This is a genomic window from Wolbachia endosymbiont (group A) of Gymnosoma rotundatum (assembly GCF_947250765.1).
GTDB lineage: Bacteria > Pseudomonadota > Alphaproteobacteria > Rickettsiales > Anaplasmataceae > Wolbachia > Wolbachia pipientis.
The window spans coordinates 261,739-285,654 of record NZ_OX366347.1; the positions used below are offsets into that span (position 1 = coordinate 261,739).

A 23,916-nucleotide genomic window follows, 5' to 3' on the forward strand; every position below is an offset into this window, starting at 1 on the left:
TTTGGTAAGAAATGTGAATAGCGAACTAGCAAAGAGCACTAGAGAAGACATAGAAGAAAAAGTGAAAAAGATTATACTAGAGCATATTAGTAAGGATGTAGAGAAATTCAACAGCTCTTCAAAGCTTTCGGAGCATGGTACAGACAGCTTAGATGCAGTTGAAATCATCATGGCAGCAGAAGAAGAGTTTGGAATAGAAATTCCAGATGAAGACGCACAAAAAATGGAAACTATGGAGCAAATAGTTGAGTACATTAATAATAAAAAAGGCTAATAGTTAGTGTTAAATGAGCAGAAGAGTAGTAGTCACTGGTGTTGGTTTAATCACTCCACTAGCGGCAGATGTTGACAACACTTGGTCAAGGCTAATAAAAAGTGAGTCTGGCATAAAAGCAATCAATACGGATAGATTTGACTCTTCTGATCTTGCTTGCAAAATTGCAGGGCAGGTGCCGTTGCAATCAGACAACATTGAGCACCATTTCAATCCACTAGATTATATTTCTGAGAAAGACTCAAAAAGGACAGATCGTTTTATCCATTACGGTATTGCAGCAGCTATTCAGGCAGTAGATGATTCATTAATTTTGGAAAGCCAAAATATCAATCGGGAACGTGTTGGTGTGACTATTGGCTCTGGTATAGGTGGTCTTCCGTCAATTCAGGAAAATGTTATTACCATGCAGGAAAAAGGGCCCAGACGTGTCAGTCCATTTTTTGTCCCTGCAAGTCTAATAAATTTGATATCTGGCCATATTTCTATTAAATACGAATTTACAGGTCCAAACGATTCAGCAGTAACCGCATGTGCAACAGGTGCGCATGCAATCATAAACTCAGCAAGAACTATAAAACTTGGTGAAGCAGATGTTATGATTGCAGGTGGAGCAGAAAGTGCACTGTGTAGAGTTGGAATTGCAGGTTTTGCATCTATGAAAGCGTTATCAACTAAATTCAATGATAAACCCAAAGAAGCTTCAAGACCATGGGATGCAGAACGCGATGGTTTTGTTATGGGTGAAGGAGCAGGTATATTGGTGTTGGAAGAATACGAACATGCAAAAAAAAGGGGGGCAAAAATACATGCTGAACTGGTTGGGTACGGACTCACAGGAGATGCGCACCACATTACAGCACCACATCCAGAAGGAAGAGGCGCATTTAAGGCAATGCAGCTTGCTTTAAAGAGCGCGCAAATTAATCCCAATCAAGTAGGGTATATCAATGCACATGGAACTTCAACGCCACTTGGAGATAAAATTGAAGTAATAGCAATGAAACAGTTATTCGGTGACTACGTTTATAAAATACCTGTTTCTTCAACTAAATCTTCTATAGGACATTTACTTGGTGCTGCAGGGAGCGTTGAAGCAATATTCAGTATTCTTGCGTTAAATAATGGAATTATTCCGCCAACCTTAAATTTACACAAGCCTTCAGAAGGATGTGATTTAAATTTTGTACCGTTTAAAGCTCAGGAGCATAAAATTCAATATGCACTTTCTAATTCGTTTGGTTTTGGTGGCACTAATGCATCGCTCATATTTGGACAAGTTTAGTTGATGTCACCCCAGTGTCTTCCTCTTGTCATTCCAGTACCCTCCTCTTGTCATGCAAGCAGCTCTCCTACTGTCATCCCAGCACGTGATACTGGGATGACAAACGGTTGTGAAAGGGAATACATATAAAAATTAAACTATCATTAGCAATTCAAAAAGAAAAAATATTCTATTCATCCCTGAAGAAGTATTTTATTGACAATTTATGAATAAAGATCAATAATGCAGAAAAGGAATTGATAGGCGTATGCATGAATTTAACCACTATTAATTGTACATTATTTGTTGTAATTACATATTTTTTGACGTGCATTATAGCTTGGTGCTTACCTTTCAAAGACATAACATTATTAACAACATTTGTTCCGGCTTCAGTTGCAATTTTGCTAACCATTTATAATAAACAGAAGGTAAGGGATCTTTTTAAACTTAGTTCGCCAAAAAACTGTCTATTAGGGTTTATACTTATTCTGGTAAGTATGCTAATTTCCAATGGTCTTTTGTCAATTTACTGCGGTTTTTCATTTTTCCGAGAGTCTTTTACGTTAGACCGTGTAAAGGATTTGAGTGCAGTTTTGAGTCCATTAGTGATGTTATTTGTTTTATTATCAACCTTTGTGATGTGGATCATTATGTCTCTTGGTGAAGAGATCGGTTGGCGTGGCTATCTTTTGAAAAATCTTAAAAGCAAAATATCAAATTTTTATATCAGAGCAATTATTGTCGGTATTATTTGGTCAGTATGGCACATACCAACTTATGTGGTTGCTGGCTCAGCTTTGTGGAAGGATGGCTTTACATTCCCGACTATTTGTGCTTATACCCTTTATATTTGTGCAATGTCTATAATGTTTACCTGGTTGTTTGAAAAAGACAACTCGATTTGGCCAGTAACTATTGCTCATGCAACAAATAATCTTGTGTATAGTGTTTTGAGCATTCTAATGCCGTCTCCTCCTCTGTCAACTTTCGATGCAGTAATTCGCCTTACATTAGGAGCAGCTGGTTATTTCATTGTTGCAATTGGTGTTATTTGGTTTGATAAAGCTCGAGAGCGTCATTTGAGTAATTCATAGTATAAAATTTCGGGGGCAATTCGCATCAGGTGTCATGCAGGTAGCATGACACTGGGATGATGAGGAAGAAAAAGCAAATTTTGCCTTTTACGGTCAATCTATTATACTTAGTAAGACTTCAATAAACTAATGAATTATACTTTATATCTAATTAAATGCACAAGATATTAATAAGAAATAACTACAAACCTTTGGTCGGAAAAATCAAGATTAATGGCTCAAAAAATGCTGTTTTACCAATAATGGCAGCAAGTCTATTAAGTAGCTCCCCGGTAATTTTGCATGATGTACCTGATTTAATTGATGTGCATCTAATGTCTAAGTTGCTTGAAAGTCTTGGAGCAGAAGTGAACTTTATGCACAATAAAAATTATAAAGCGAACCATACTTTGAAAATTGACTGCAGCAATATCAACAATCACGTGATGCCATATAAAACCGCAAGTAAGCTAAGAACTTCTTTTCTAATATTGGGTCCAATGCTTAGCAGATTTGGCAAAGCGAGAACAGCATTTCCTGGTGGATGCAACATTGGAAAGCGTCCCGTTGATATGCATATTAAAGCATTAGAAGAAATGGGAGCTAAAATTGAAATTGACGGCTATAATATAATTGCAACAGTGAAAGGAAAGCTACAAGGAAAAGAAATCACATTTGAGAAAATAAGTGTTGGCGCAACAGAAAATGTAATAATGGCAGCAACATTTGCAGAAGGAGTGACAACAATAAACAATGCTGCAACTGAGCCGGAAGTTCTTGATTTAATAGATTTTCTGAAGAAAATGGGTGCTGATATTGAAATTGATAATACAAAGGTCATAATAACAGGAGTTGAAGCACTAAATGGATGTGTTCATAAAATAATACCAGATCGCATAGAAGCAGGCACCTATGCACTAGCTGCTATAATAACCGGTGGTAAATTGGAGTTGGAAGGAATAAATCTATCTGATATAAGGTGTATTACAAATGAGTTGGAGACTATAGGAGCTATGGTTGAACTGTATGATGGAGGCATTGTTATTTCCAGAAAAAATGGCTCTATTAAGTCTGCTAACGTTGCGACAGATCCATACCCCAATTTTCCCAGTGATATGCAACCACAACTGATGTCTGCAATGTGCATCGCTGATGGGATATCAGTAATTGAAGAGAACATTTTTGAAAACAGATTTACACATGCAGATGAATTGAGAAAGTTAGGTGCTAATATCAGCATCGAGAAAAGCAAAGCTACTATAAGTGGAATAAAAAGCTTATCTGGAGCTAATCTATATGCTACTGACTTAAGATCAACAGCAGCTTTGGTGCTTGCTTCTTTGGTAGCCGATGGAGAAACTATAATAAACAATTCACATCATTTATGGAGAGGATATGAAGCAATGCATGAAAAACTCAATTCATGTGGAGCTGATATCTCCATTTCGTCTTGAGGATATTTTATGAATGAAGCAACCAAACGAACTATAGTAAAAGAAATAGATGCAATCTTATATGAAGAACATAAGGTATTAGACCATGGATTTATTCGAGTAGTGGATTATATGGGCTCTGATAGCGCTATAGTTCAAGCTGCTCGTGTTTCTTATGGCAAGGGAACAAAACAGATAAGTCAGGATGAAGCACTTATAAAGTATTTAATGAGACATCATCATACAACTCCATTTGAAATGTGTGAAATTAAGTTTCACGTGAAACTTCCAATTTTTGTTGCAAGGCAATGGATAAGGCATAGAACTGCAAATGTGAATGAATATTCAGCAAGGTATTCAATACTTGATAATGAATTTTATACACCTAAACCAGAACAAGTTGCAAAACAATCTGACAATAATAAACAAGGTAGCGGGGAAGCTTTTGATCCAGATACCTCAAAGGAAATAATAGATTCTCTAACAAATGACTCTAATTTAGTATATTCTCATTATGAAAAATTTATTGAGCAGGGGCTTGCAAGAGAAATTGCCAGAACTAACCTAATGCTTAATTACTACACGCAATTTTATTGGAAAATAGATCTGCATAATCTCCTTCATTTTTTGAAGCTTAGAGCTGATAAGCATGCCCAATATGAAATCAGAGTTTATGCAGAAGTTATGCTGGATATAATAAAAAAATGGGTTCCACTGGCCTACAATGCCTTTGTTGAATATTGCCTAGAATCAGCCTGTATTTCAAGAACTGGTCTAGAAATAATTCGCAAATTAATTAAAGGGGAAAACGTTACTAGAGAAGAAAGTAATATTGGTAAAAGAGAATGGGGCGAGCTGATGTCTATACTTGATAAACAATCTTAAAGATAAAGGCATACGTGTCAATCTCCTCTGTCAGTTAACTCTCGTTCACCAGATTGAATCTTGCTTTTTACATCACATTAACTCATCACTTTTATAGAACATCTCATTAAAATCATTTAGAGTTCCAAAATCCTGACCCTTGATAAACAGGTGATCATTAGCAACATGTGCTTCATCAAGAGTAAACAGCTCGTAATGATGATTGTGAGCGGGCCTAACAATTTCATTATATAAAACCATTACTTGTTCGTAGTTATATCCATCGCCAGCATGATATTTACCACGTACGGTATCATAAAAATTCTTTACATCATCATATGTCACTTGCAGCTCCACCTTATACTTTCCCACTTCAAGAGGACTTCCTGTCTTTATTTTTAAGGGATGTTGTGAATTTGCAACACTGTTAGAAGTTTCTGCTTCAATATCAGAATTTTTATCCATATTTTCTATCACACTTGCCATAACAGTTTCTTGTTCATCTTCTGTTGGTTTTGTTTGTTTTTCAGTCTTATTACTGCTACTGTCAGTTTCCACAGTTACTTTTTTTACTTCTATATCTTTTTGAGCTTTCTCATTACTTTGCTTGTGTATTTCATCTCCATGCAATTTTTCCTGCAGAGCTTTTTTCGTATCAGCATAATCATCACGATTGCTTTGCAAAGCTGGTTTATAACTGCTGCTATCATCCGCTTGCATTTGATCTATATAGTTAGATTCTTCTTCCTGTATAGTATTTTTTGCGTTATCCTCACCAACCGTTCCTTTCTCCCCAGACTTGGCTTCACTCTCTACCACAACTTCTTCGTCTACTTGCTCATCATCAATTGTAAATTCAGTACCTATCTGATTGCTATCTTCCTCCAATTCATTCTCTAATTTTTCAGATAGCTGGTCACCACTCAAATATGGTTCCTTTGAATATTTAGCATAATTATGGGTATCGGTTCTGTTTTCTGAATAAAACCCACTTTCAAAGTCTGAGTAGGAGCTTTGATTGAGCACAAAAAATAAGTTTTCATAATTAACCAGCATATCACTATCAGGGCTAACAAAATTTAAATATTCATCGCCTTCCCATTCTGGGTGGTGTCTATACTCTGCTATGTAGTATTTACTAGAGTCGAGAGGTATCTTGTCACCTTCTTCCCCATCAAGTTGTAAAACTACTGCTGAATGCCCATTACCTAAATCATTACCTTTTACCACTTTGAATATTTTAATCTCATCCTTTTCTACAAGTTCTTTTAACTCCTCGTTCTTTTCATTTAACTCTTCCTCCCTTTGTCTTTCTGCTTCTCTTTCTCTTGCCAATCTTTCTGCTTCTTCATCAGCTTTCTTCTGCAGTTGTGAGAATACATTTTGTAATATATCTTGTGTGGTTAAGCTATTTGTGTTGCTTAAAAAATTATCTAACACATTTGATGCAATTGGTGACAATTCACCGTGATCATCAAATACTTTTTCCTTTGCTTTATCATAGTGATTTGGGTTATAGATTGCATACAGAGGATAAAAACCATAATCTGCAATTGACGCTCCGTCAGGTGATAGTTCCATTGAGAATCCATAGTAATTAAGTGGAAGATTGGAGGTTAAATATTTACCGTTATCATCCCTAACGTGTAGCTCACTTCTACCATTGTGCTCACTATATTTGTTGTAGTAGATATAAAAATTCTCATGGTTAAGATTGAAGTGATCATCTAGATTATCGAATTGAATTGTACTGCCAAGCTTCTCCCGCAAAAGATTTTTGCTTTCATCTGTAAGCTTTATATGTGCAGAAAAGTAGTATCGATCTATAGGTTCGCCTTTTTCTATTTCAAAGTTCAAAGTAATCTTGTCGTTGACCATTGGTAGCCTCCACAAATTCTATAAATCATTTTATTTATCAATCATACGGTCTGTACTATGAAAAATGTGTTAAACGTTAAGATTTTCTCTGTACCGATTCATCTATATTGCCAAGCTTAATAAAGTTACAAGCTCTTTAAAACAATGTTAAACTCAATCACTATGGCAAAAACAGTTGACGTATTACTACCACTTCCAATTGATCAGTTATTTTCATATGCAATTGAGGAAAATACTGAGATTTTACTTGGAGATTACGTAGTGGTGCCATTTGGCAAAAAACGCTTAATCGGAATAGTTTGGAAATACAGTGATAAAAGTAACCGAGAATTAAAATTTATTGAGCAAAAAATCGATTTACCAAATATTAGACCAAAATTGATTGCATTTGCAGAGTGGGTTGCACAATACAATTTAATACCTATTGGTATGCTTGCCAAAGTGATAATGGGAGGAGTGTTAAAAGTAAATCACATAGATAAATTGGTTTGTGTTGAACAAAAGCAGGAAACAAGTGAAATAAGCTGCAAATTGAGTCCTGAACAGCAGGTAGCTAGTGATAAAATAATCAGCAATTTGAACGAATATTCAGTGACTTTGCTTGACGGTGAGACCGGGTCTGGAAAAACCGAAGTTTATCTCTCTGTGATTGCACAATTGATTAAGAATTACACTGCCGTTCCAAATGCTGCTCAGACTTTACCATCCCAGTGCCCAGAGACACAACTGTACGAACATTGTGATTTGGGTCTACCAAGAGGGTGTTATCCGAGTAGCCTGACACTGGGATCCAGTTTTTCATATAACCTCATTACAAATGTTTATTTTAACTTAAGACCAATACCTAATTTACAATCAAAATTCCTGGATTCCAGTGTCAAGCACTGGAATGACACCTTTGTACTCAAGGCAAAACCCACTGTAACATTTAGCATACCGTCTTTGCCACGTACTAGTATGACACCAGAATATGTTGAAATGACACCAGGAGAGGGTAATGCACAAATTTTAATCCTCCTACCTGAAATTGTTTTAACTTCACAATTGGTAAATCGTGTTCGCGGTCAGATATCAAAAAACTTAGTTGAATGGCACTCAGGGCTCACTCCAAAAACTCGCCGGAATAATTGGCTCAATATAGCAAATGGAAATGCGCAGATAATTATTGGTGCACGGTCAGCGCTTTTTTTGCCTTATAAAAACCTAAAATTGATTATCGTTGATGAAGAGCACGACTCATCTTTTAAACAAGAACAGGGAATTATATATAATGCTCGAGATATGGCGATAATCTTAGCCAAATTTGAAAATATTCCGATTATTTTATCATCAGCTACTCCACTGCTTGAAACGATTCATCATGTTAAAAACGGGAATTACAATCATGTAAAGCTAACTAAACGATTTGGTGGTGCAGAATTGCCACTCATTAAAGTAGTAGATATGAGGAACAACAAGCAATGGATCTCCTCTGAGCTTTTTGAAAGCATCAAACAAACCATAGAGAAAAAACAGCAGGTTATGCTTTTTCTAAACCGCAGAGGGTATGCACAACTGGCAATTTGTAAAAAGTGTGGATATAAAATTTCCTGCTTAAATTGTGCTGTTTGGCTTACATATCACAAGAAAAAAAATGCTCTTTTGTGCCATCATTGCTCTTATCAATTAAAACTTCCAGAGAAATGCTCTAATTGCCAAAGTGAACAGCCATTGTCCCTCTACGGCATAGGAATTGAAAGGTTGCTTGAAGAAATGGTGAAATTAATACCAAACGCAAAAACTGCGATGATAAGCAGCGATCAGAAGTCGGTTAGTAACATCATTGATTTAGTGTTAAAGGAAGAGGTGAACATTATAATCGGCACACAGATAATTGCTAAGGGGCACAATTTTCCTAAATTAACTTTGGTTGGAGTAATAAATGCAGATTTGAGCCTCGAAAATTCTGATTTGAGAGCAGCGGAAAAGACGTATCAATTATTGCACCAAGTTGCAGGCAGATCAGGAAGGTTTAATGAAAAAGGAATGGTAATAGTGCAAACCAATAACCCTGAAAGTTCAATAATAAAAGCATTGCTGCATCAAAAAAGGGACTCATTTTATGAAATTGAACTTAAGTCAAGACGTGAAGCCAAAATGCCACCATTTAGCAGATTAATAGCGCTTATCATTTGTGGTAAGAATCAGATTGCAACACAAAAAGCAGCGAATGAAATAGTAAAATCTCTTCTTTGTCATCCAAGTAGCTTAACTACTTGTATCCAGGAAAAAAATGTAGGTGTAGACAAAAAGGAATTTGAAATTCTTGGCCCATCACCAGCAGCGATAAATTTTTTAAATAATAAGTATCGGTATAGGGTATTATTAAAAATACACAATAAACACAGTTTATCTATACAAAAAAAGCTGAAATATTGGATTAAAAATTGTAACTTGAATTCGAGTATTGCAGTGATAATAGATGTTGATCCTGTGAGTTTTTTTTAACGAGTTCCGTTAAGCCTTCTTGCCAATTACCACAACATTCTCACTGGGAAAAAAATAATCAGGTACAGCCATATTTTTCGGTGCAGGACCCCCAATTACTCGACCTGATGTATCATAATATGAACCGTGGCAAGGACAAAACCAACCATTACCATCTCTTGTAGCGTGGTCAACCGGTACACACCCAAGATGTGTACATATTCCAAGCATAATTAACCATTCGTCTTTTCCTTCGTATACTCTCTGCTCATCTAATTGAGGATCCCTCAAGCTCTTCACATTCACAGCTCTTGCAGCCTCAATTTCTTGCTTTGTGCGTCTACGAATGAATACTGGTTTACCTTGCCACTTTACTTTTACTCCGTGTCCTTCCTGAATTCCAGACAAATTCACCTCCACTGTGGAAGTTGCTAGAACTTCAGCAGAAGGATTCATAGACTTAACCAGTGGCCAAAGTCCACTTGCAGCTCCTATACCTGCCATAGCGCATGTAGTTAATGTTATAAAATCTCTCCTACCCTTATTTTTAGTAAGATCTTTAACAGGAGGTGTTTTTTTATCCTCTTTGTTTGCCAGTGGTTTTTTATTTTTAGTTAAATTTTTATTCATTGATCTTTACTCAGCCATAAGTATATATTTTAAATTAAATACTGCGTATTAATCAACAAAAACTTGCGCTTTTTGTTTAACCTGTACTACAGTTGAGAAGAGATAGAGTTTTCAACTTCAGAAATACTATCTTCAGTGGAATCAGGATCTTCGACTTTTGCTACTGAGACCACCTTTTCTCTACTCTCTGTTTTAAACAGAGTGACTCCTTGAGTGCTACGTCCTGCAATTCTGATATCATTTACTGAAATACGAATTAACTTTCCTTTATCTGTAATAAGCATGATATTATCGCCCTGCTCAACTGGAAAACTAGCAACAACATTACCATTTCTGCTAGTAGTAAGAATATTGGTGATACCAACACCACCCCTGTTAGTTATTCTATACTCATACGCAGAAGTTCTTTTACCAAAGCCATTTTCGGTAATAGTTAATATAAACTCCTCATTCACTGCAAGTTTTAAGAATAATTCGTTATCTATTCCTAAATCATTTAAAGTCTTTTCCAATTTAGAATGAATGGAGTTATTAATTGCAGTCCCCAATCTTTTTGCAAGTGGAACTTTTAAGTAAAGTTCTTTTGTTTCTGTTGCTACACCTATCCCATTTAATATGGTCATGGATATCACGCTGTCATTCTTTGCAAGTTTGATACCTCTTACGCCATCTGAATTGCGACTTTTAAATTGACGCACATCACTTACAACAAATCTGATACTTTTGCCGAATCTTGTTGAAAGAAAAACATGATCAATTTCATTGCATACTTTAACCGATATTAATTTGTCTCCTTCATCGAGCTTTATTGCTATTTTTCCATTGCTTGGAATATAGTGAAAGTCCGCTAAAGAGTTACGCCTTATGTTTCCATAGGCAGTAGCAAAAACTATGTTTTGATTTTCGTCATTTTCACTTGGCAATGGCATGATATTAGTTATAGTTTCACCATCGCTAAGCGGAAATATGTTAACAAGTGCTCTTCCACGTGCAGTTGGCTCTGCAAGAGGTAATTTATAAACTTTTAATCTATAAACTCGACCAATGTTAGAGAAGAACAAAACACTAGTGTGAGTATTTGTCACAAATAATTCTGTAATTACGTCTTCTTCTTTTAATCCCTGTCCTAGCTTTCCTTTTCCACCACGACGCTGAGTTCTGTAGTGAGAAAGCTTCACACGCTTGATATAACCATTCATAGTTACGGTTATCACCATATCCTCTTGTGGAATTAGATCTTCAGCTTCAATGTCCGTATCTGATTCCTCTATTGAAGTTTTTCGCGGCACAGCAAATCTGTTCTTTATTTCTTGTAGATTGTTTTTTATTTCCTTCATCAACTTCTCTTCTGAGCCAAGAAAAGCGATATATTCTTTTATCAGGTTGATCATTGAACTTAGCTCAGCTTCTAATTTGTCTTTTTCAAGGCCTGTTAAACGCTGCAGTTTCATATCAAGGATAGCTTTAATTTGTAGCTCAGTTAATCTATACACTCCATCTTTCAAAAAGCTTGCGCTATCTGAAATCAACTCGATAATAGTGTTGATTTCATTCGAAGTTTTCCATTCTTTATTTAAAAGTTCTCTACTTGCTTCCGCAGGATCTTTTGCACCGCGGATGATTTTTATCACTTCATCTATGCTGAGGACCGCAATGTAGAGCCCTATATATATATGAGCTTTTTCTCTCGTTTTTCTTAGACGAAATTCTGTTCTTCGAATTAGTACTTCTTTTCTAAAATCAATAAAAGCAGCTATGATTTCTTTTAACGACATCAAAGCAGGTCTGTTGTTATTGAGGACTAAAGTGTTAACACTAAAACTACTTCTTAGTGGAGTTAGTCCCAATATTTGATTAAGTATAAAACTTGCTTCAGCATTTCTTCTGAGGTCAATTACTACTCTAATACCAGACTTATCGGACTCATCCCTAATTTCTGTTATACCATCAATTCTTTTTTCTTTTACAAGCTCACCTATCTTCTCAATTAATTTTACTTTATTTACCTGGTAAGGTATTTCATCAATCACTATTGCTTGCCTATCTTGTGGCAGATCTTCTATATGAGTCTTGCCTTGCACAACAATTGATCCACGACCAGTTGCAAATGCTGATCTTATTCCAGACCTTCCAAGAATTGTTCCCCCAGTTGGAAAATCCGGCCCTGGCATCACTTCAAGTAACTCATCCAAAGTAACTTCAGGATTATTTACATATAATATACAAGCATCTATTATTTCTCCAAGATTATGAGAAGGAATATTGGTTGCCATACCAACTGCAACACCACTTGCACCGTTTACCAATAGATTCGGAAACTCTGCAGGCAGCACAACTGGTTCTGTTTCATTTCCATCGTAGTTTGGCCTAAAATTAACTGTATCTTCATCAATATCATTCAGTAAAAAGTGCGACACTTTTTGAAGTCTTGCTTCTGTGTATCGCATTGAAGCTGGTGGATCTCCGTCTATCGAACCAAAGTTACCTTGCCCATCAACAAGTGGTAAAAGAAGAGAGAAATCTTGGGCCATTCTAACCAAGGAATCGTAAATAGCTGCATCACCATGTGGGTGATATTTCCCCATTACATCCCCAACTATACGAGCTGCCTTTTTATATGGCTTACCGGCATCGAATCCAGCTCTTGACATTGCATATAATATGCGCCTGTGAACAGGTTTAAATCCATCCCGCACGTCAGGTATAGCCCGGCTTATGATAACGCTCATTGCGTAGGAAAGATAAGAATCTTCCAGCTCTTTTACTATTGAGATTGGTACTATATTATCCTGCATTTTCTATACTTTAATTGAAGTAATTAATAATACTAACATTCAGTTAAGCAAATGGGCAATGACAGACTTGAACTGCCGACCTCCTCGGTGTAAACGAGATGCTCTACCAGCTGAGCTAATTGCCCCTTTAGATGTAATTCTATAGCTCAATATTATTATTGTAAACAAAAATAGCAATAAATTGTATCCGTTCAGCAGAGTGGCAAAATAGGTAGACAAGGTGATCTAAAAAGATAATCATAGAGTAAATGTGAGCTTACAATAAATGGTGTCATCCCAGTCTGGGATCCAGGTTACTATATATGAAAAGTTATTATGTTTATATACTTGCAAGTGAACGAAATGGAACCCTGTATATAGGTATAACATCAAATTTAATCAAACGAATTTGGGAGCATAAAAGCAAAGCTATTTCCGGTTTCACGTCAAAGTACAATGTTAGTAAATTAGTCTACTTTGAGGAGTTTCAAGACATAAATTTAGCAATTAGTAAAGAAAAGCTTCTAAAAAGCTGGCAGAGAAAACGGAAAATAAACTTAATTGAAAAAACAAATCAAGAATGGAAAGATTTATATGATGAAATCGTATCTGGATTCCAGACTGGAATGACACCATTTGTTGCATAATTGTACGAACATTGTGATTTGGGCCTACCAGAAGGGCAATGCCTCTTATCCAAGTACCCTCTTCTTGTCATTCCAGTGCTTGACACTGGAATCCAGCTTTTTCATAATCATTAAAACGTTGTATTTTAACATAAAACAGCTATTTTTATACTTAATAAAATTCCTGGATCCCAGTGGGCTTTGTTGCATCGCTCTTCGGATAGTAGGTAACGTACAATAAATTCATGAAGCTATCTCAAACTTAGCCATGCCTATTTCAGTAAATTTGTTAAGCAAATAACACTTGAGTAGCAGTTCCTTCTCACGATTAATCTCAGATTTGCTCCTAAAACTAAACCCAAATATTCGCTTCAACCTTGAGAAAAATCCTTCAATATACGATCTTTTTCCGTAATTTACTTCTTCTTTCCATCTTTTTATACCATTCTCACCATGTAATTTCATTAACTGAATAGCGGCATTTCTATCAAGCATATAATCCAATTTTGGATGCTCTGCTGCGTTGTTTTTCGGAGGAATTTTCGTTTTTATACCATATTGATTACACAGCTTATAGAGCTTTTCTCTGTCATATGCCCTATCTGCATATAGTACTTTTATGACATACTGAAAATCGACTTCTTTTAGCAAATCACAAGCTCCATAGTGATCAGAGTAGACACCGTTACTGTATTTTACAGCTATGGCTTTTTTGCTGTTTGTATTCAACATTACATGCAATTTTCTTGTCTGTTCATAGCTGCGATACTTTCTATCTTCGCTATTTTCTTTGCTATGACCAGGAGTGTTGTTGTATATACTAATTCCTGTACTGTCTATAGTAATTTCGATATCTTCCATATTATTTTTATCAATTCTGCAATCATTGATCTTAATATTGAGTTTCTTAAACCTTCTTGATGATTGTGAATAGCTGATAACTTGCAAATTTTTCCCAATTTGCTCAAGGTATCCTGCTATAAACCCAACTGTTTGCCTCAGGCCTATTCTAAATAAACAAGTTATTATGTGCACCAAAATTACAACTTTATCGCTATAAATATTGTTGCCACCTGGTATTTTTGGACCATTCTCGTACCACTTTTCTATGGCTTCGTTGATATAATGAAAAATATTTCCTCTTTTTTCTAGAAATTTGTTATATTCGCTATGGTTACTGACCCTCATTTTTTGTGGCATATTTTTTCTTTCAAGGTTAAATGGCTATTTTATAATGAATTTTGTCAGTAGCCACCAGATTTTTTCAGTTGCTATGCAACAAAGCCATCCCAGTGTCAAGCACTGGGATGACACCCTCCTGATGGGCCAAAATCACAATGTTCGTACAGTTATGCATTTGTTGTGCAAATTACCTTTGCAAACAAATGTTCGTACAGCTGTGTGTCACACACTTTGCTTCAATATTTGCACATTAGCCACTCCCTTGAACAGATACGATAAATTAGCTTTAGGTAAGCTATAAGCTTTTATGAAATCTTTGGGTGCGTGCTGTGAAGTTTTATAAATTTTAGTCTTGCTGTCACTTTGTATAAAGGTATTTTTTCACTCACATCTTTCGAAGTTGTAGCCATGTTTAACAACTTTAAGTAGAATATTGTAGCATTTTGAAAATCTGAAAGTTTATCTAGAATAACAGCTAAATTATAAGTATAAAAAATATTGTTTTCATCGAGGGAAATAGCAGTTATCATATACTCTTTACCTTTTACATAATCCTCCTTTTTCATATAGATCAGACCTAAATTTGCTAATAAAGGAGCATAATTTTTATGTATATCATACAATTTTAACATTTCACTCAACGCCAGATCAGGATCATATTGTGAGATTATCGTCAGAAAATTTTTTAATATGTAAGGGTTACTAGGGTGTTCTTTTAACAGTCTTGTGTAAATCTCTACAGCTTTTTTGTATTCTTTATTAGCGTAATAAATATTTCCCAATCCAATTAAAGCATTTTTATGATAAGGAAACTTTGCGATAATCTGATTAAGGAGAGAAATAGCTGCTTTATTATCTCCTGATTCAAAGGAATCTTTTGCTTTTTTTAAAGTAGAGTATATGTCAAAACTCTTGCCAGAATTCTGCGAAATTTTGATATTAAATTTGTCACTTTTTCTCTCAATAACATCAAGATCTTTATATTTTTTATCAGCTTTTATATGCTTGACAACACTATCGAAGGCCTTTTGTATCTCCAAATTTTCACTAGCATAGGTAACAGAAGACCTCCATAAAATCACAACGCAAATTAACATGCAGATAAACATAGGTCCTAGTGTTGTGGCATTGGCTGCAGCGTGTAACCAGTAAACCTTATTTCTTTGAGCTATGCGTAACACATTACAAATTCATAAATGCTAAATTACCTATCTCATACAATAATAAAGATATTATTAATTAGCGGGACGAACATGCTGTGTAGCTTTTCAGAATGCATTTATCTTTTGTCTTCCATATTTCGCTTTATTTCCACAAAAATGCTTCAATTTATCTTAACATTTTGTCAACTACCTTTGTAGATTTAAAAGGGCATTTTTACATATTCCATATGGCTGCCAGTTGCACCCCTCACATGCGTACTCGAATTTCTTTAAAGACATTTTCTCCCTAATCTTTTTTACTGCCTCATTCCAAGTTAAAGTCTCGCCAATTTTAATTCCTAAAATTTCCATATGCCTTCTATCTAGCTCTAAAACTTTAGCTTGTGTGGTGCATTTACCTTGTTTAGTCTGATTTGGACAAGCACTACAGATATTATCAAGGTTACCAACTACTTCGATTTGAGTACTAATTACTTTGCTTGCTATCCTTTTATAATTTTCTACAAAACCCTGAGAATACCCATATCCCCGAAACGCGAGGGTGCACATGAAATGATGAGGGCGGAATTTTATCATTTTTTCAAATATTGCAAAGCTGCTACAAGTAGAAAAATTTTTACCAAACCAGGAAGGATAAATGGTAAAACACCCACCATTATTGCTTGTCCCAGACCCAAGTAAACAGCAAGCCAACTAACACCACAAATAAAGATTACAACTGTACCAGCCAGACAACTTAAAGAATTACACACAAATGATTTATATTTAGAGTTCAGTAATTCATTTACTTTGCTCATTACCATAACAGCAGCTAAACAGCCAATTAAATATCCACCGGTTGGTCCAAGAAGAGCGTGATAACCACCAGAAAAATTCGCAAGAACAGGCAATCCTGCTGCACCAAGTGATAGATATGTAAGCACAGAATAGAATGCTGTTCTGCGGTTAAATTTAAGCCCAATAAGGATTACTCCTAAAGTTTGCAATGTGATAGGCACAGGCTGCAATGGTATACTTATTTGAGCCATCAAGAATAAAAGTAAAACGCAAGACAATATTTCAGCCAGTGTTGATCTGCTGCTAGATTGTGTTATAAACATACCTTCCCAATAAAAATAACTTATTAAATGTAATATATGTGTATGAGAGGTTTTGCAATTTAAATTTTGCTTATATTGTGCTACAATGAATTATTTATGCACTATTAAATTAAAAATGATGAGTAAACAAGATCTATTATCGTTGATGAAAGCAAGACACAGCGGACGTTCATACGATCCTACAAGAGCAATATCTCAGGAAGACATGGATATTTTAATGGAAGCTGTAAGGCTGACTCCCTCATGTTTTGGTGATGAACCCTGGAGATACGTAATATGCAACAAACAGAACAATCAAAGCGCATGGGAAAAGCTGCTAAATTGCCTTGATGAATCTAATCAAAAATGGGCAAAAGATGCACAAGTGTTAATCATATCTTTAAGTGCTAAAAACTTCCGTAAACAAGGTAAAGGAGAAAATCTTTGGGCTAATCATGATACTGGTGCAGCAAATTATGGACTTATGTTACAAGCTGCAGTTATGAACTTAATGGCCCATCAAATGGGTGGATTTGATAGAGATAAAATAGTGAAAGAGTTCAATATACCCAATGACTTTAACGTAATGTCAGTGATAGCGGTTGGTTACGAAGAAGAGGGTGCTGAAACAAGTAAGAAGAAAAGAAGACCAATAGAAGAAATATTTTTTTATGATGAGTGGCCAAAATTCTGAAAATTTTATCAAAATGCACGGCACTGGTAACAATTTCGTTATCATAGACTCACGTTCAACAAACAATTTAGACTGGAACCATAGACAAATTGCTGATCAAAGCAGTTGTGATCAAGTGATAATTATAACAATGTCTAATGCTGCAGACTGTTTTATGCATATCTATAATGCTGATGGCAGTCGAGCTGAAATGTGCGGAAACGCAGCACGCTGTGTTGGATATTTGATAATGTCAGAAAAAGGTGCTGAATACTCCATTATTGAGCTAACAAGCAAACGCATTTTAGAGTGTTTTAAAGTGGGTGATAAATCCATAAAGGTTAACATGGGTAAACCTTTGCTAAAATGGCATGAAATTCCCTTGTCTACTGAGTGTGACACTCTTCACTTACCTATAGAGCTTGAAATGCTAAAAGATCCTGTTGCAGTAAATATTGGCAATCCTCACATAGTTTTTTTTGTTGATAACATAAGTGAAATACCATTGCGAAATTTAGGACCAAAGCTAGAAAATCACGCATTATTTCCTCGGAAAATTAATGTTAGTATTGCACAAGTTAAAAAGTCTGGAGAAATAGCTTTAAGAGTTTGGGAAAGAGGTACAGGCATTACTGCATCATGCGGTAGTGCAGCCTGTGCAGCACTTGTTGCATCCACACTACGTGGATATCTGGTTGCCCAACAGACTTCAGTAAATTTACCAGGAGGCAAGTTATTAATCGAATGGGCAAATAACGTATTCATGACCGGTGATATAGGATTTTTGTGACCCTAATTCTAGTGATGCATTACTTCCAATACCTTCTTACCAATTACTGCAGGGGTTTCAGCAATTGCAATTCCAGCGCTCCGCATAACTTCTAGTTTTGCACCAGCACTTCCACCGCTGGAAGAGATGATTGCTCCAGCGTGTCCCATACGTCTTCCTGGAGGTGCCGTTTGGCCTGCTACAAAACCAACGATTGGCTTTTTAGTTTTTTCTGTTTTCACAAAATGTGATACATCTTCTTCTTCGTTTCCACCTATTTCACCAATAACTACAATACCATGAGTATCGTCATCTTTTAAAAAGAGCTCCATACAGTCAACAAATGTCATACCATGAACTGGATCTCCCCCAATTCCGATACATGTGGATTGACCAAGACCAACAGCGGTTGTTTGTGCTACTGCCTCGTAAGTTAAAGTTCCGGAGCGAGACATAATTCCTATGTGTCCACGCTTATGGATATGGCCAGGCATAATTCCTATTTTGCATTCTTCAGGTGTAATAATTCCCGGGCAGTTGGGACCAATCAATCGACTTTTTGAGCCGATAAGCGCACGCTTAACTTTCACCATATCAAGTATAGGAATGCCCTCTGTAATACAAATTATCAATTCTATTTTTGCATCTATTGCTTCAAGTATTGCAGCAGCAGCAAATTTAGCAGGTACATATATAACTGTAGCATTTGCACCGGTTTTTTCTTTGGCTTCTGCTACAGTATTAAAAACCGGTAAATTAAGGTGAGTGCTACCACCCTTTCCAGGAGTTACACCGCCAACCATTTTCGTTCCGTAATCAATTGCTTGCTCTGAATGAAATGTGCCTTGTGCACCAGTAAAACCCTGGCATATTAATCTTGTATCTTTGTTTACTAAAACGGACATGCTTTATTTTACCTCTTTTACTATCTTTTGCGCAGCTTCATCTAGCTCATCTGCAGCAATAATATTTAATCCTGACTCTTCTAAAATTTTTTTTCCTTCTTCAAAATTAGTACCTGATAATCTAACCACTAGAGGAACTTTAATGCTCATTTCTTTTGCAGCCGCAACAATTCCACTTGCGATAATATCGCAACGCATTATACCACCAAATATGTTAACCAGAATTCCTTTTACGTTGCTATCAGACAATATGATTTTAAATGCTTCAGTTACAGTTTCTTTACTCGCTCCACCACCAACATCCAAAAAGTTAGCAGGCTCTGCTCCGTAGTATTTTATTATATCCATTGTTGCCATAGCAAGACCTGCACCATTTACCATGCAACCAATACTGCCATCCATTTTGATGTAACTGAGCCCATACTTTGAAGCCTCTATCTCTTCTTTCACTTCCTCATCATAATCACGAAGTTCCATAATTTCTGGGTGACGATATAAAGCATTATCATCGAAATTAATTTTTGCATCGAGCGCAATAAAATCTCCAGAATTTGTTTCAACCAGTGGATTAATTTCAATTTGGCTCGCATCAGTTGCAATAAACGCATCATATATTTTTTTTGCAATGTTCGATATCTTTTCTATTTGTTCTGGACTCAAATGAAAACTGCTGCTTAACTTGCTGCTATCAAAACTTGTAGCAGGATCAATATCAAATTTCACAATTTTTGCAGGAGAATTTTTTGCCACTTCTTCGATGTCCATTCCACCTTCTGAGGAAAATATGAATATTGGCCTACTGAGCTTCGGGTCGATTACCAGGCTTAAATAATACTCTTTCTTAATGCTTGAGCCTTCTTCAACGTACACTTTTCTTACTTGCTGCCCGCTTGGCCCTGTTTGATGAGTAACTAAAGTCATACCAATCATGTCCTTTACAAACTGTTGAGCTTCTTCAACTGACTTTGCTAGCTTTACGCCACCGGCTTTACCCCTACCACCTGCATGAATTTGAGCTTTAACTACAAACACGTCAGATTTTAATTGACTTACTTGAGTCTTTACTTCTTCCGCAGATGTAGCAACAAAACCTTTTGGCACTGGGACATTAAATTTATGCAAAACTTCTTTCGCTTGATATTCGTGAATATTCATAAAATAACCAATGATAAACTATTAACTTGAGTACAAACTACCAACCATAACGCTGCCTTCTGCACTCTTGTTGGTACCTCTTTTTTTTAGCTTCAGCTTTCTTTTTAGCTCTTTTTTCTGATTTTTTTTCATGATATTGTTTTTTCATTTTCAACCCTCTTCCTTCCTTTTGAATTGTTTTTTTCAATACTGGAAGAGCTCTGTCTACATCACCATAATGGACTGATACTTCTATCAAACTCTATACCTCCTTCGGTAATCATTTCAAAATCTATTTATAAATTAGAAAATTAACATTGTCAATTATTTTATAAACTTGAGCGTTAAAATGTAATATGCCATAATTTACATGGTAAATAATGTCATTCCAGTGTCAGCTACTTGCTTACTGATGGAGATTGCTCTTATGTTACAGCGTTCTTACAATTATACTAACATCGGGGCGGAGAGATTTGAACTCCCGACCCTTTGGTCCCAAACCAAATGCGCTACCAGGCTGCGCTACGCCCCGACTTCTTTACTCAGAGTATCAATAACTCAGGCAAAATGCAAGATTCATTTGTTTACTTTAGAAAAAATATAATATGAGATTTAATATTATCTTAGAATATGTTTTTTATTAGCTCCTCTTTAACAACAGACTGCTTCGTAGAAAGTCTACAGGGTTTTTGTGCGCGCAACACTGAACCAGATTTCTTTATCTTAGCCATATTTAAAAATCTAGCTACACCAATTGGTGAAAGTGAGTGCAGCAACTACAGCAGTATCGACCCTTAAAATTCTTTTTCCTAGACTCAATTTTTGACAAAACTTATCGGCAAGATCAAGTTCATAAGATGAAAAACCACCTTCAGGACCAACAATAATAGCAACATTTTTTTTGCCTTTCAGCACTTTGTCAGCTTTACCTGTTTCATCACACAAAACAAAATTTTTACTTTGGGAATCAGGTAACTCACAAAAGTTAATAGGAGGCAAAATCTCTGGTATACTTATCCTACCTGATTGTTCCGCTGCTTCGATTGCTTGTAATTTTGCTCTACTTAGGTTAATATTTTTTACCACTGTACGTTCTGTTGAAATAAATTGAATGCAGATTACTCCCATTTCAGTTGCCTGTCTTACTATGTTGTTCAAAGCAGCACTTTTTACCATGGCACAATACAGGTATAAATTTTCCTCATATTGCTGTTGTTTAGTGCATTCTTTGGGTGTAACTTCTGTCAATTTACGCGATATATTAACTACTTCTCCTAACCATTCTCCATCTTTTCCATTAAAAAGAGAGAGATTATCATACTTCTTAAGCCGCATTACATTGCAAATATAGTGACTTTGTTGTGGATTAAGTGCTAAACTCACGCCTTGTGATAAAGCTTCTTCAACATAGAGCCTAATTTTTCCCATTCAAAACTTTAATTATATTCTACTTGAGTGACTCTTACGGGATTTGAACCCGTGTTACCACCGTGAAAGGGTGGTGTCCTAACCACTAGACGAAAGAGTCAACTTGAATCTAACTAGGTTATATCGATTACATATATAAAGTCAATTCAATTATTTTGAATCACATAGTTAGAGGGATATATCAGTAATCTTATATCGACAGCCTCCTATTACTCCATGCTCAATACTCACTGAACCTATCTCAGATTTAGGAGCTAATTCTAATTGTTGTTCAACTTTTGTATCGGAATCATAGCCAGAATCGTAGCCAGAATCTCTACGCTCATATTTCTGCCTTATTTCTTCTACACTAAAGCCAGCCTTGGTCTTAATTTTTTGATCATTAGTCTGTTGCTGACTTATCGACTTATTAGCACTTAGCTCATTTAGCTTCACTTGCCAATCATTCACTTTATCTTGCACTAACCCATGGCAAGTTCCAGAATTAGCTTTTATGTCTTTTGCTTTTCTTTCTGCTCTTTTCTTGGACAAATCTACCCTAGCATAAATAGGTTCTGACGACTGTTCTGGCTCTTTCTGTTTTAGGCTAGTAGGCTTTTTTTGTTCTGAAAGATCATCTATAGTGCAATAAATAGGTTCTTCTGATATACTCAAATAACCACTATCTTCCAATGATAAATTTTCAGTGGATTTTTTATGTGAATCATATATTTCAGCATAAATAGATTCTTCTGATACACTCAAATAACCATTCTCCCCTAATGAGTTACTAACCTTAGCATCATACACCTCAGCGTAAATTGGCTCTTTTGAAGGCAAAGCATCATAATTAGTGCTCTTTGGCTTATACTCAAAAGTTCTAGAAGGTTTTTGAGGTGGTATTACATTGTTGTTCACCTCAGCGTACATAGTTATTGGCTCATATTCAGAGGTTCTAGGAGGTTTTTGTTGTATAGCTTCAACATTCAAATCATCTGTAGAATAATACTCTGTGCCTTTTCCTAGTAAAAAGGAAACTGTGGGGTGAAGAATTATCTCTGCTGGTAAGTTTTTCTCACTATCCAATTTTAGATTTTTTGATTCTGCTAAACTCTCAATAACACGAATTATAACATTCTTTCCATTCTCATCTATTGAGTGGATATCAGCTCCACGATTAATCAGCAATTCCATTATTTTGTGATCTGTAGCATGTCCTAAAGCCTGATTTAAAGCTTGATTATTATTTATATCAAATGATCCTGTATTCTTGAGAGACATAGTCTTTGAAAAGAATTTTCTAAAACTATTTAATGCATCATAGAGAATTAGAGTCAGTTTAACACCTTTTATGTCATTGTTTTTGACAGATTTAATTAAAAAATTATCTATTATGCCCATGATTATACCCCCTATATAAAAGCTCACTACCATGGTACAATTTTAAACTATGATGATTTATTTTCTACTAATAGCAGCTCTCTATAACCACTTAACAAGTGGTGGCATTGACATCATAATTGCATCTGGATTGCCGTCAGTCATTAAACCAAACCTTGTGCCACGATCGTATAACAGATTGAATTCTACATATCTGCCACGTTTTATTAATTGATTTTCTCGTTGTTCTTTTGTCCAAGATTTTTGCATATGTTTACGTATGACGTGCGAATAAATTTCCAAAAAGGCTTCACCTACTGCTTTTGTGAACTCAAAATCGTTTTCCCAGTTGCCAGAACTCAGATTATCATAGAAAATGCCACCAATACCACGTGGCTCTTTTCTGTGTTGTAAGAAAAAATAATTGTCACATTGCTCTTTAAATTTTGGATAATATCCGGTGTCAAATCTATCACATGTCATTTTGATTGATTCATGGATATACTTGCAATCTTCTTCATTTTTATATATTGGCGTAAAATCCATTCCTCCACCAAACCATTGTTTTGAAGTATATATCAGCCTTGTGTTCATATGCGCTGCAGGGATAAGGGGCGATTGCATATGAGACACTAAAGATATACCGCTTGCCCAGAACTTTCCGTTACTTTCACTTGCACCAGGAATTTCATTGATAGCTGAATCTGCAAATTTTCCGTGTACTTTTGAAACGTTTACTCCAACTTTTTCAAAAACATTACCAAAAATAATTGTAGATTCACCACCTCCACCACCTGGGCGATCCCACTTTCTCTTTTCGATCTTTGGCTCTGCGGATGATTGTTTTTCAATTAATAAGAAAGATTCTATGATCTTATCTCTTAGTGCACAGAACCATTTAAATGCTTGTGTTTTTTGTTTTTCCATAATATCCTCTTA

Annotated in this window: 25 protein-coding genes and 3 tRNA genes; 10 read left to right on the forward strand and 18 right to left on the reverse strand. The window is 35.7% G+C overall.

What is annotated here, in order from left to right; translation table 11 throughout:
* The first annotated feature begins 13 nt into the window (after nt 1-13).
* Genes acpP through OOK97_RS01320 form a run of 3 tightly spaced genes read left to right on the forward strand, consistent with a single transcriptional unit; the run spans nt 14 to nt 1,688 of the window.
* On the forward strand, nt 14-274 hold the full coding sequence (acpP, locus tag OOK97_RS01310; protein WP_006279836.1) for an acyl carrier protein: 261 nt from the start codon (nt 14-16) through the stop codon (nt 272-274).
* Between the two features lie 13 nt (nt 275-287).
* A complete protein-coding gene (gene fabF, locus OOK97_RS01315) occupies nt 288-1,559 on the forward strand; it encodes a beta-ketoacyl-ACP synthase II (protein WP_077188419.1) in 1,272 nt (423 codons plus the stop codon).
* Nucleotides 1,560-1,562: 3 nt separating this feature from the next.
* The gene (locus tag OOK97_RS01320) at nt 1,563-1,688 is read left to right on the forward strand and encodes a hypothetical protein (protein WP_255322260.1); all 126 of its coding nucleotides are present in this window, start codon (nt 1,563-1,565) and stop codon (nt 1,686-1,688) included.
* A 40-nt stretch (nt 1,689-1,728) separates the two neighbouring features.
* Here the strand turns inward: OOK97_RS01320 and OOK97_RS01325 are convergent, their stop codons facing one another.
* Nucleotides 1,729-1,953, reverse strand: coding sequence for a hypothetical protein (locus OOK97_RS01325; RefSeq protein WP_010082031.1), 225 nt, complete (start codon nt 1,951-1,953; stop codon nt 1,729-1,731).
* Between OOK97_RS01325 and OOK97_RS01330 the strand changes: the two genes are divergently transcribed.
* The 3 genes from OOK97_RS01330 (at nt 1,862) to thyX (ending at nt 4,932) form a co-directional block, all read left to right on the forward strand.
* Nucleotides 1,862-2,635 (forward strand): CPBP family intramembrane glutamic endopeptidase, encoded by a 774-nt coding sequence (locus OOK97_RS01330; RefSeq protein WP_416635899.1) that lies wholly within the window; start codon nt 1,862-1,864, stop codon nt 2,633-2,635. The two genes, OOK97_RS01325 and OOK97_RS01330, sit on opposite strands and share 92 nt — an antisense overlap.
* A 155-nt stretch (nt 2,636-2,790) precedes the next feature.
* Nucleotides 2,791-4,068: a UDP-N-acetylglucosamine 1-carboxyvinyltransferase gene (murA, locus tag OOK97_RS01335; RefSeq protein WP_264705444.1), complete on the forward strand. Its 1,278-nt coding sequence runs from the start codon at nt 2,791-2,793 to the stop codon at nt 4,066-4,068.
* 9 nt (nt 4,069-4,077) lie between these two features.
* Nucleotides 4,078-4,932: an FAD-dependent thymidylate synthase gene (gene thyX, locus OOK97_RS01340; protein ID WP_015589436.1), complete on the forward strand. Its 855-nt coding sequence runs from the start codon at nt 4,078-4,080 to the stop codon at nt 4,930-4,932.
* Nucleotides 4,933-5,004: 72 nt separating this feature from the next.
* On the opposite strand, the gene OOK97_RS01345 is transcribed toward thyX, so the two are convergent.
* The gene (locus OOK97_RS01345) at nt 5,005-6,789 is read right to left on the reverse strand and encodes a hypothetical protein (RefSeq protein ID WP_264705445.1); all 1,785 of its coding nucleotides are present in this window, start codon (nt 6,787-6,789) and stop codon (nt 5,005-5,007) included.
* Between the two features lie 144 nt (nt 6,790-6,933).
* On the opposite strand from OOK97_RS01345, the gene priA reads away from it, so the two are divergent.
* Nucleotides 6,934-9,276, forward strand: coding sequence for a replication restart helicase PriA (gene priA / locus OOK97_RS01350; protein WP_264705446.1), 2,343 nt, complete (start codon nt 6,934-6,936; stop codon nt 9,274-9,276).
* A gap of 9 nt (nt 9,277-9,285) precedes the next feature.
* Here priA and petA read toward each other — a convergent pair whose 3' ends face one another.
* The 3 genes from petA to OOK97_RS01365 form a co-directional block, all read right to left on the reverse strand.
* A complete protein-coding gene (gene petA / locus OOK97_RS01355) occupies nt 9,286-9,885 on the reverse strand; it encodes a ubiquinol-cytochrome c reductase iron-sulfur subunit (protein ID WP_264705447.1) in 600 nt (199 codons plus the stop codon).
* An 86-nt stretch (nt 9,886-9,971) separates the two neighbouring features.
* Entirely contained in the window at nt 9,972-12,680 is a 2,709-nt protein-coding gene (gene gyrA / locus OOK97_RS01360) for a DNA gyrase subunit A (protein ID WP_264705448.1), read from the reverse strand.
* A 52-nt stretch (nt 12,681-12,732) separates the two neighbouring features.
* Nucleotides 12,733-12,805, reverse strand: a tRNA-Val gene (locus OOK97_RS01365).
* Between the two features lie 177 nt (nt 12,806-12,982).
* On the opposite strand from OOK97_RS01365, the gene OOK97_RS01370 reads away from it, so the two are divergent.
* Nucleotides 12,983-13,306: a GIY-YIG nuclease family protein gene (locus OOK97_RS01370; protein ID WP_264705449.1), complete on the forward strand. Its 324-nt coding sequence runs from the start codon at nt 12,983-12,985 to the stop codon at nt 13,304-13,306.
* A 45-nt stretch (nt 13,307-13,351) separates the two neighbouring features.
* On the opposite strand, the gene OOK97_RS01375 is transcribed toward OOK97_RS01370, so the two are convergent.
* The 5 genes from OOK97_RS01375 to OOK97_RS01395 form a co-directional block, all read right to left on the reverse strand.
* The gene (locus OOK97_RS01375; RefSeq protein ID WP_264705451.1) at nt 13,352-13,495 is read right to left on the reverse strand and encodes a hypothetical protein; all 144 of its coding nucleotides are present in this window, start codon (nt 13,493-13,495) and stop codon (nt 13,352-13,354) included.
* A 33-nt stretch (nt 13,496-13,528) separates the two neighbouring features.
* Complete coding sequence (locus OOK97_RS01380; protein WP_253303449.1) at nt 13,529-14,485, reverse strand: IS5 family transposase; 957 nt, start codon at nt 14,483-14,485, stop codon at nt 13,529-13,531.
* Nucleotides 14,486-14,772: 287 nt separating this feature from the next.
* Complete coding sequence (locus OOK97_RS01385) at nt 14,773-15,648, reverse strand: tetratricopeptide repeat protein (RefSeq protein ID WP_264705452.1); 876 nt, start codon at nt 15,646-15,648, stop codon at nt 14,773-14,775.
* A 168-nt stretch (nt 15,649-15,816) separates the two neighbouring features.
* Entirely contained in the window at nt 15,817-16,206 is a 390-nt protein-coding gene (locus OOK97_RS01390; protein ID WP_006279825.1) for a DUF1284 domain-containing protein, read from the reverse strand.
* A complete protein-coding gene (locus OOK97_RS01395; RefSeq protein ID WP_264705453.1) occupies nt 16,203-16,730 on the reverse strand; it encodes a biotin transporter BioY in 528 nt (175 codons plus the stop codon). Before OOK97_RS01395 ends, OOK97_RS01390 begins: the two co-directional genes overlap by 4 nt.
* An 85-nt stretch (nt 16,731-16,815) precedes the next feature.
* On the opposite strand from OOK97_RS01395, the gene OOK97_RS01400 reads away from it, so the two are divergent.
* Nucleotides 16,816-17,403 carry a nitroreductase family protein gene (locus OOK97_RS01400; protein WP_006279823.1) on the forward strand — a complete coding sequence of 196 codons (588 nt, stop codon included), beginning with the start codon at nt 16,816-16,818 and terminating at the stop codon, nt 17,401-17,403.
* Nucleotides 17,384-18,172, forward strand: coding sequence for a diaminopimelate epimerase (dapF, locus tag OOK97_RS01405; RefSeq protein ID WP_264705691.1), 789 nt, complete (start codon nt 17,384-17,386; stop codon nt 18,170-18,172). The genes OOK97_RS01400 and dapF overlap by 20 nt, the downstream gene beginning before the upstream one ends.
* A gap of 8 nt (nt 18,173-18,180) precedes the next feature.
* Here dapF and sucD read toward each other — a convergent pair whose 3' ends face one another.
* The 8 genes from sucD to hemF form a co-directional block, all read right to left on the reverse strand.
* Nucleotides 18,181-19,056, reverse strand: a complete 876-nt coding sequence (sucD, locus tag OOK97_RS01410) for a succinate--CoA ligase subunit alpha (RefSeq protein WP_006279821.1) — start codon at nt 19,054-19,056, stop codon at nt 18,181-18,183.
* Nucleotides 19,057-19,059: 3 nt separating this feature from the next.
* Nucleotides 19,060-20,211, reverse strand: a complete 1,152-nt coding sequence (gene sucC, locus OOK97_RS01415; RefSeq protein ID WP_006279820.1) for an ADP-forming succinate--CoA ligase subunit beta — start codon at nt 20,209-20,211, stop codon at nt 19,060-19,062.
* A 37-nt stretch (nt 20,212-20,248) separates the two neighbouring features.
* Nucleotides 20,249-20,449, reverse strand: a complete 201-nt coding sequence (rpsU, locus tag OOK97_RS01420; RefSeq protein ID WP_006279819.1) for a 30S ribosomal protein S21 — start codon at nt 20,447-20,449, stop codon at nt 20,249-20,251.
* 199 nt (nt 20,450-20,648) lie between these two features.
* A tRNA-Pro gene (locus OOK97_RS01425) sits at nt 20,649-20,722 on the reverse strand.
* Between the two features lie 209 nt (nt 20,723-20,931).
* The gene (locus OOK97_RS01430; protein WP_006279818.1) at nt 20,932-21,618 is read right to left on the reverse strand and encodes a 16S rRNA (uracil(1498)-N(3))-methyltransferase; all 687 of its coding nucleotides are present in this window, start codon (nt 21,616-21,618) and stop codon (nt 20,932-20,934) included.
* A gap of 28 nt (nt 21,619-21,646) precedes the next feature.
* Nucleotides 21,647-21,718, reverse strand: a tRNA-Glu gene (locus OOK97_RS01435).
* Nucleotides 21,719-21,786: 68 nt separating this feature from the next.
* Entirely contained in the window at nt 21,787-22,998 is a 1,212-nt protein-coding gene (locus OOK97_RS01440; protein ID WP_264705454.1) for a hypothetical protein, read from the reverse strand.
* Between the two features lie 81 nt (nt 22,999-23,079).
* Nucleotides 23,080-23,904: an oxygen-dependent coproporphyrinogen oxidase gene (gene hemF / locus OOK97_RS01445; RefSeq protein ID WP_264705455.1), complete on the reverse strand. Its 825-nt coding sequence runs from the start codon at nt 23,902-23,904 to the stop codon at nt 23,080-23,082.
* Nucleotides 23,905-23,916 lie beyond the last annotated feature (12 nt).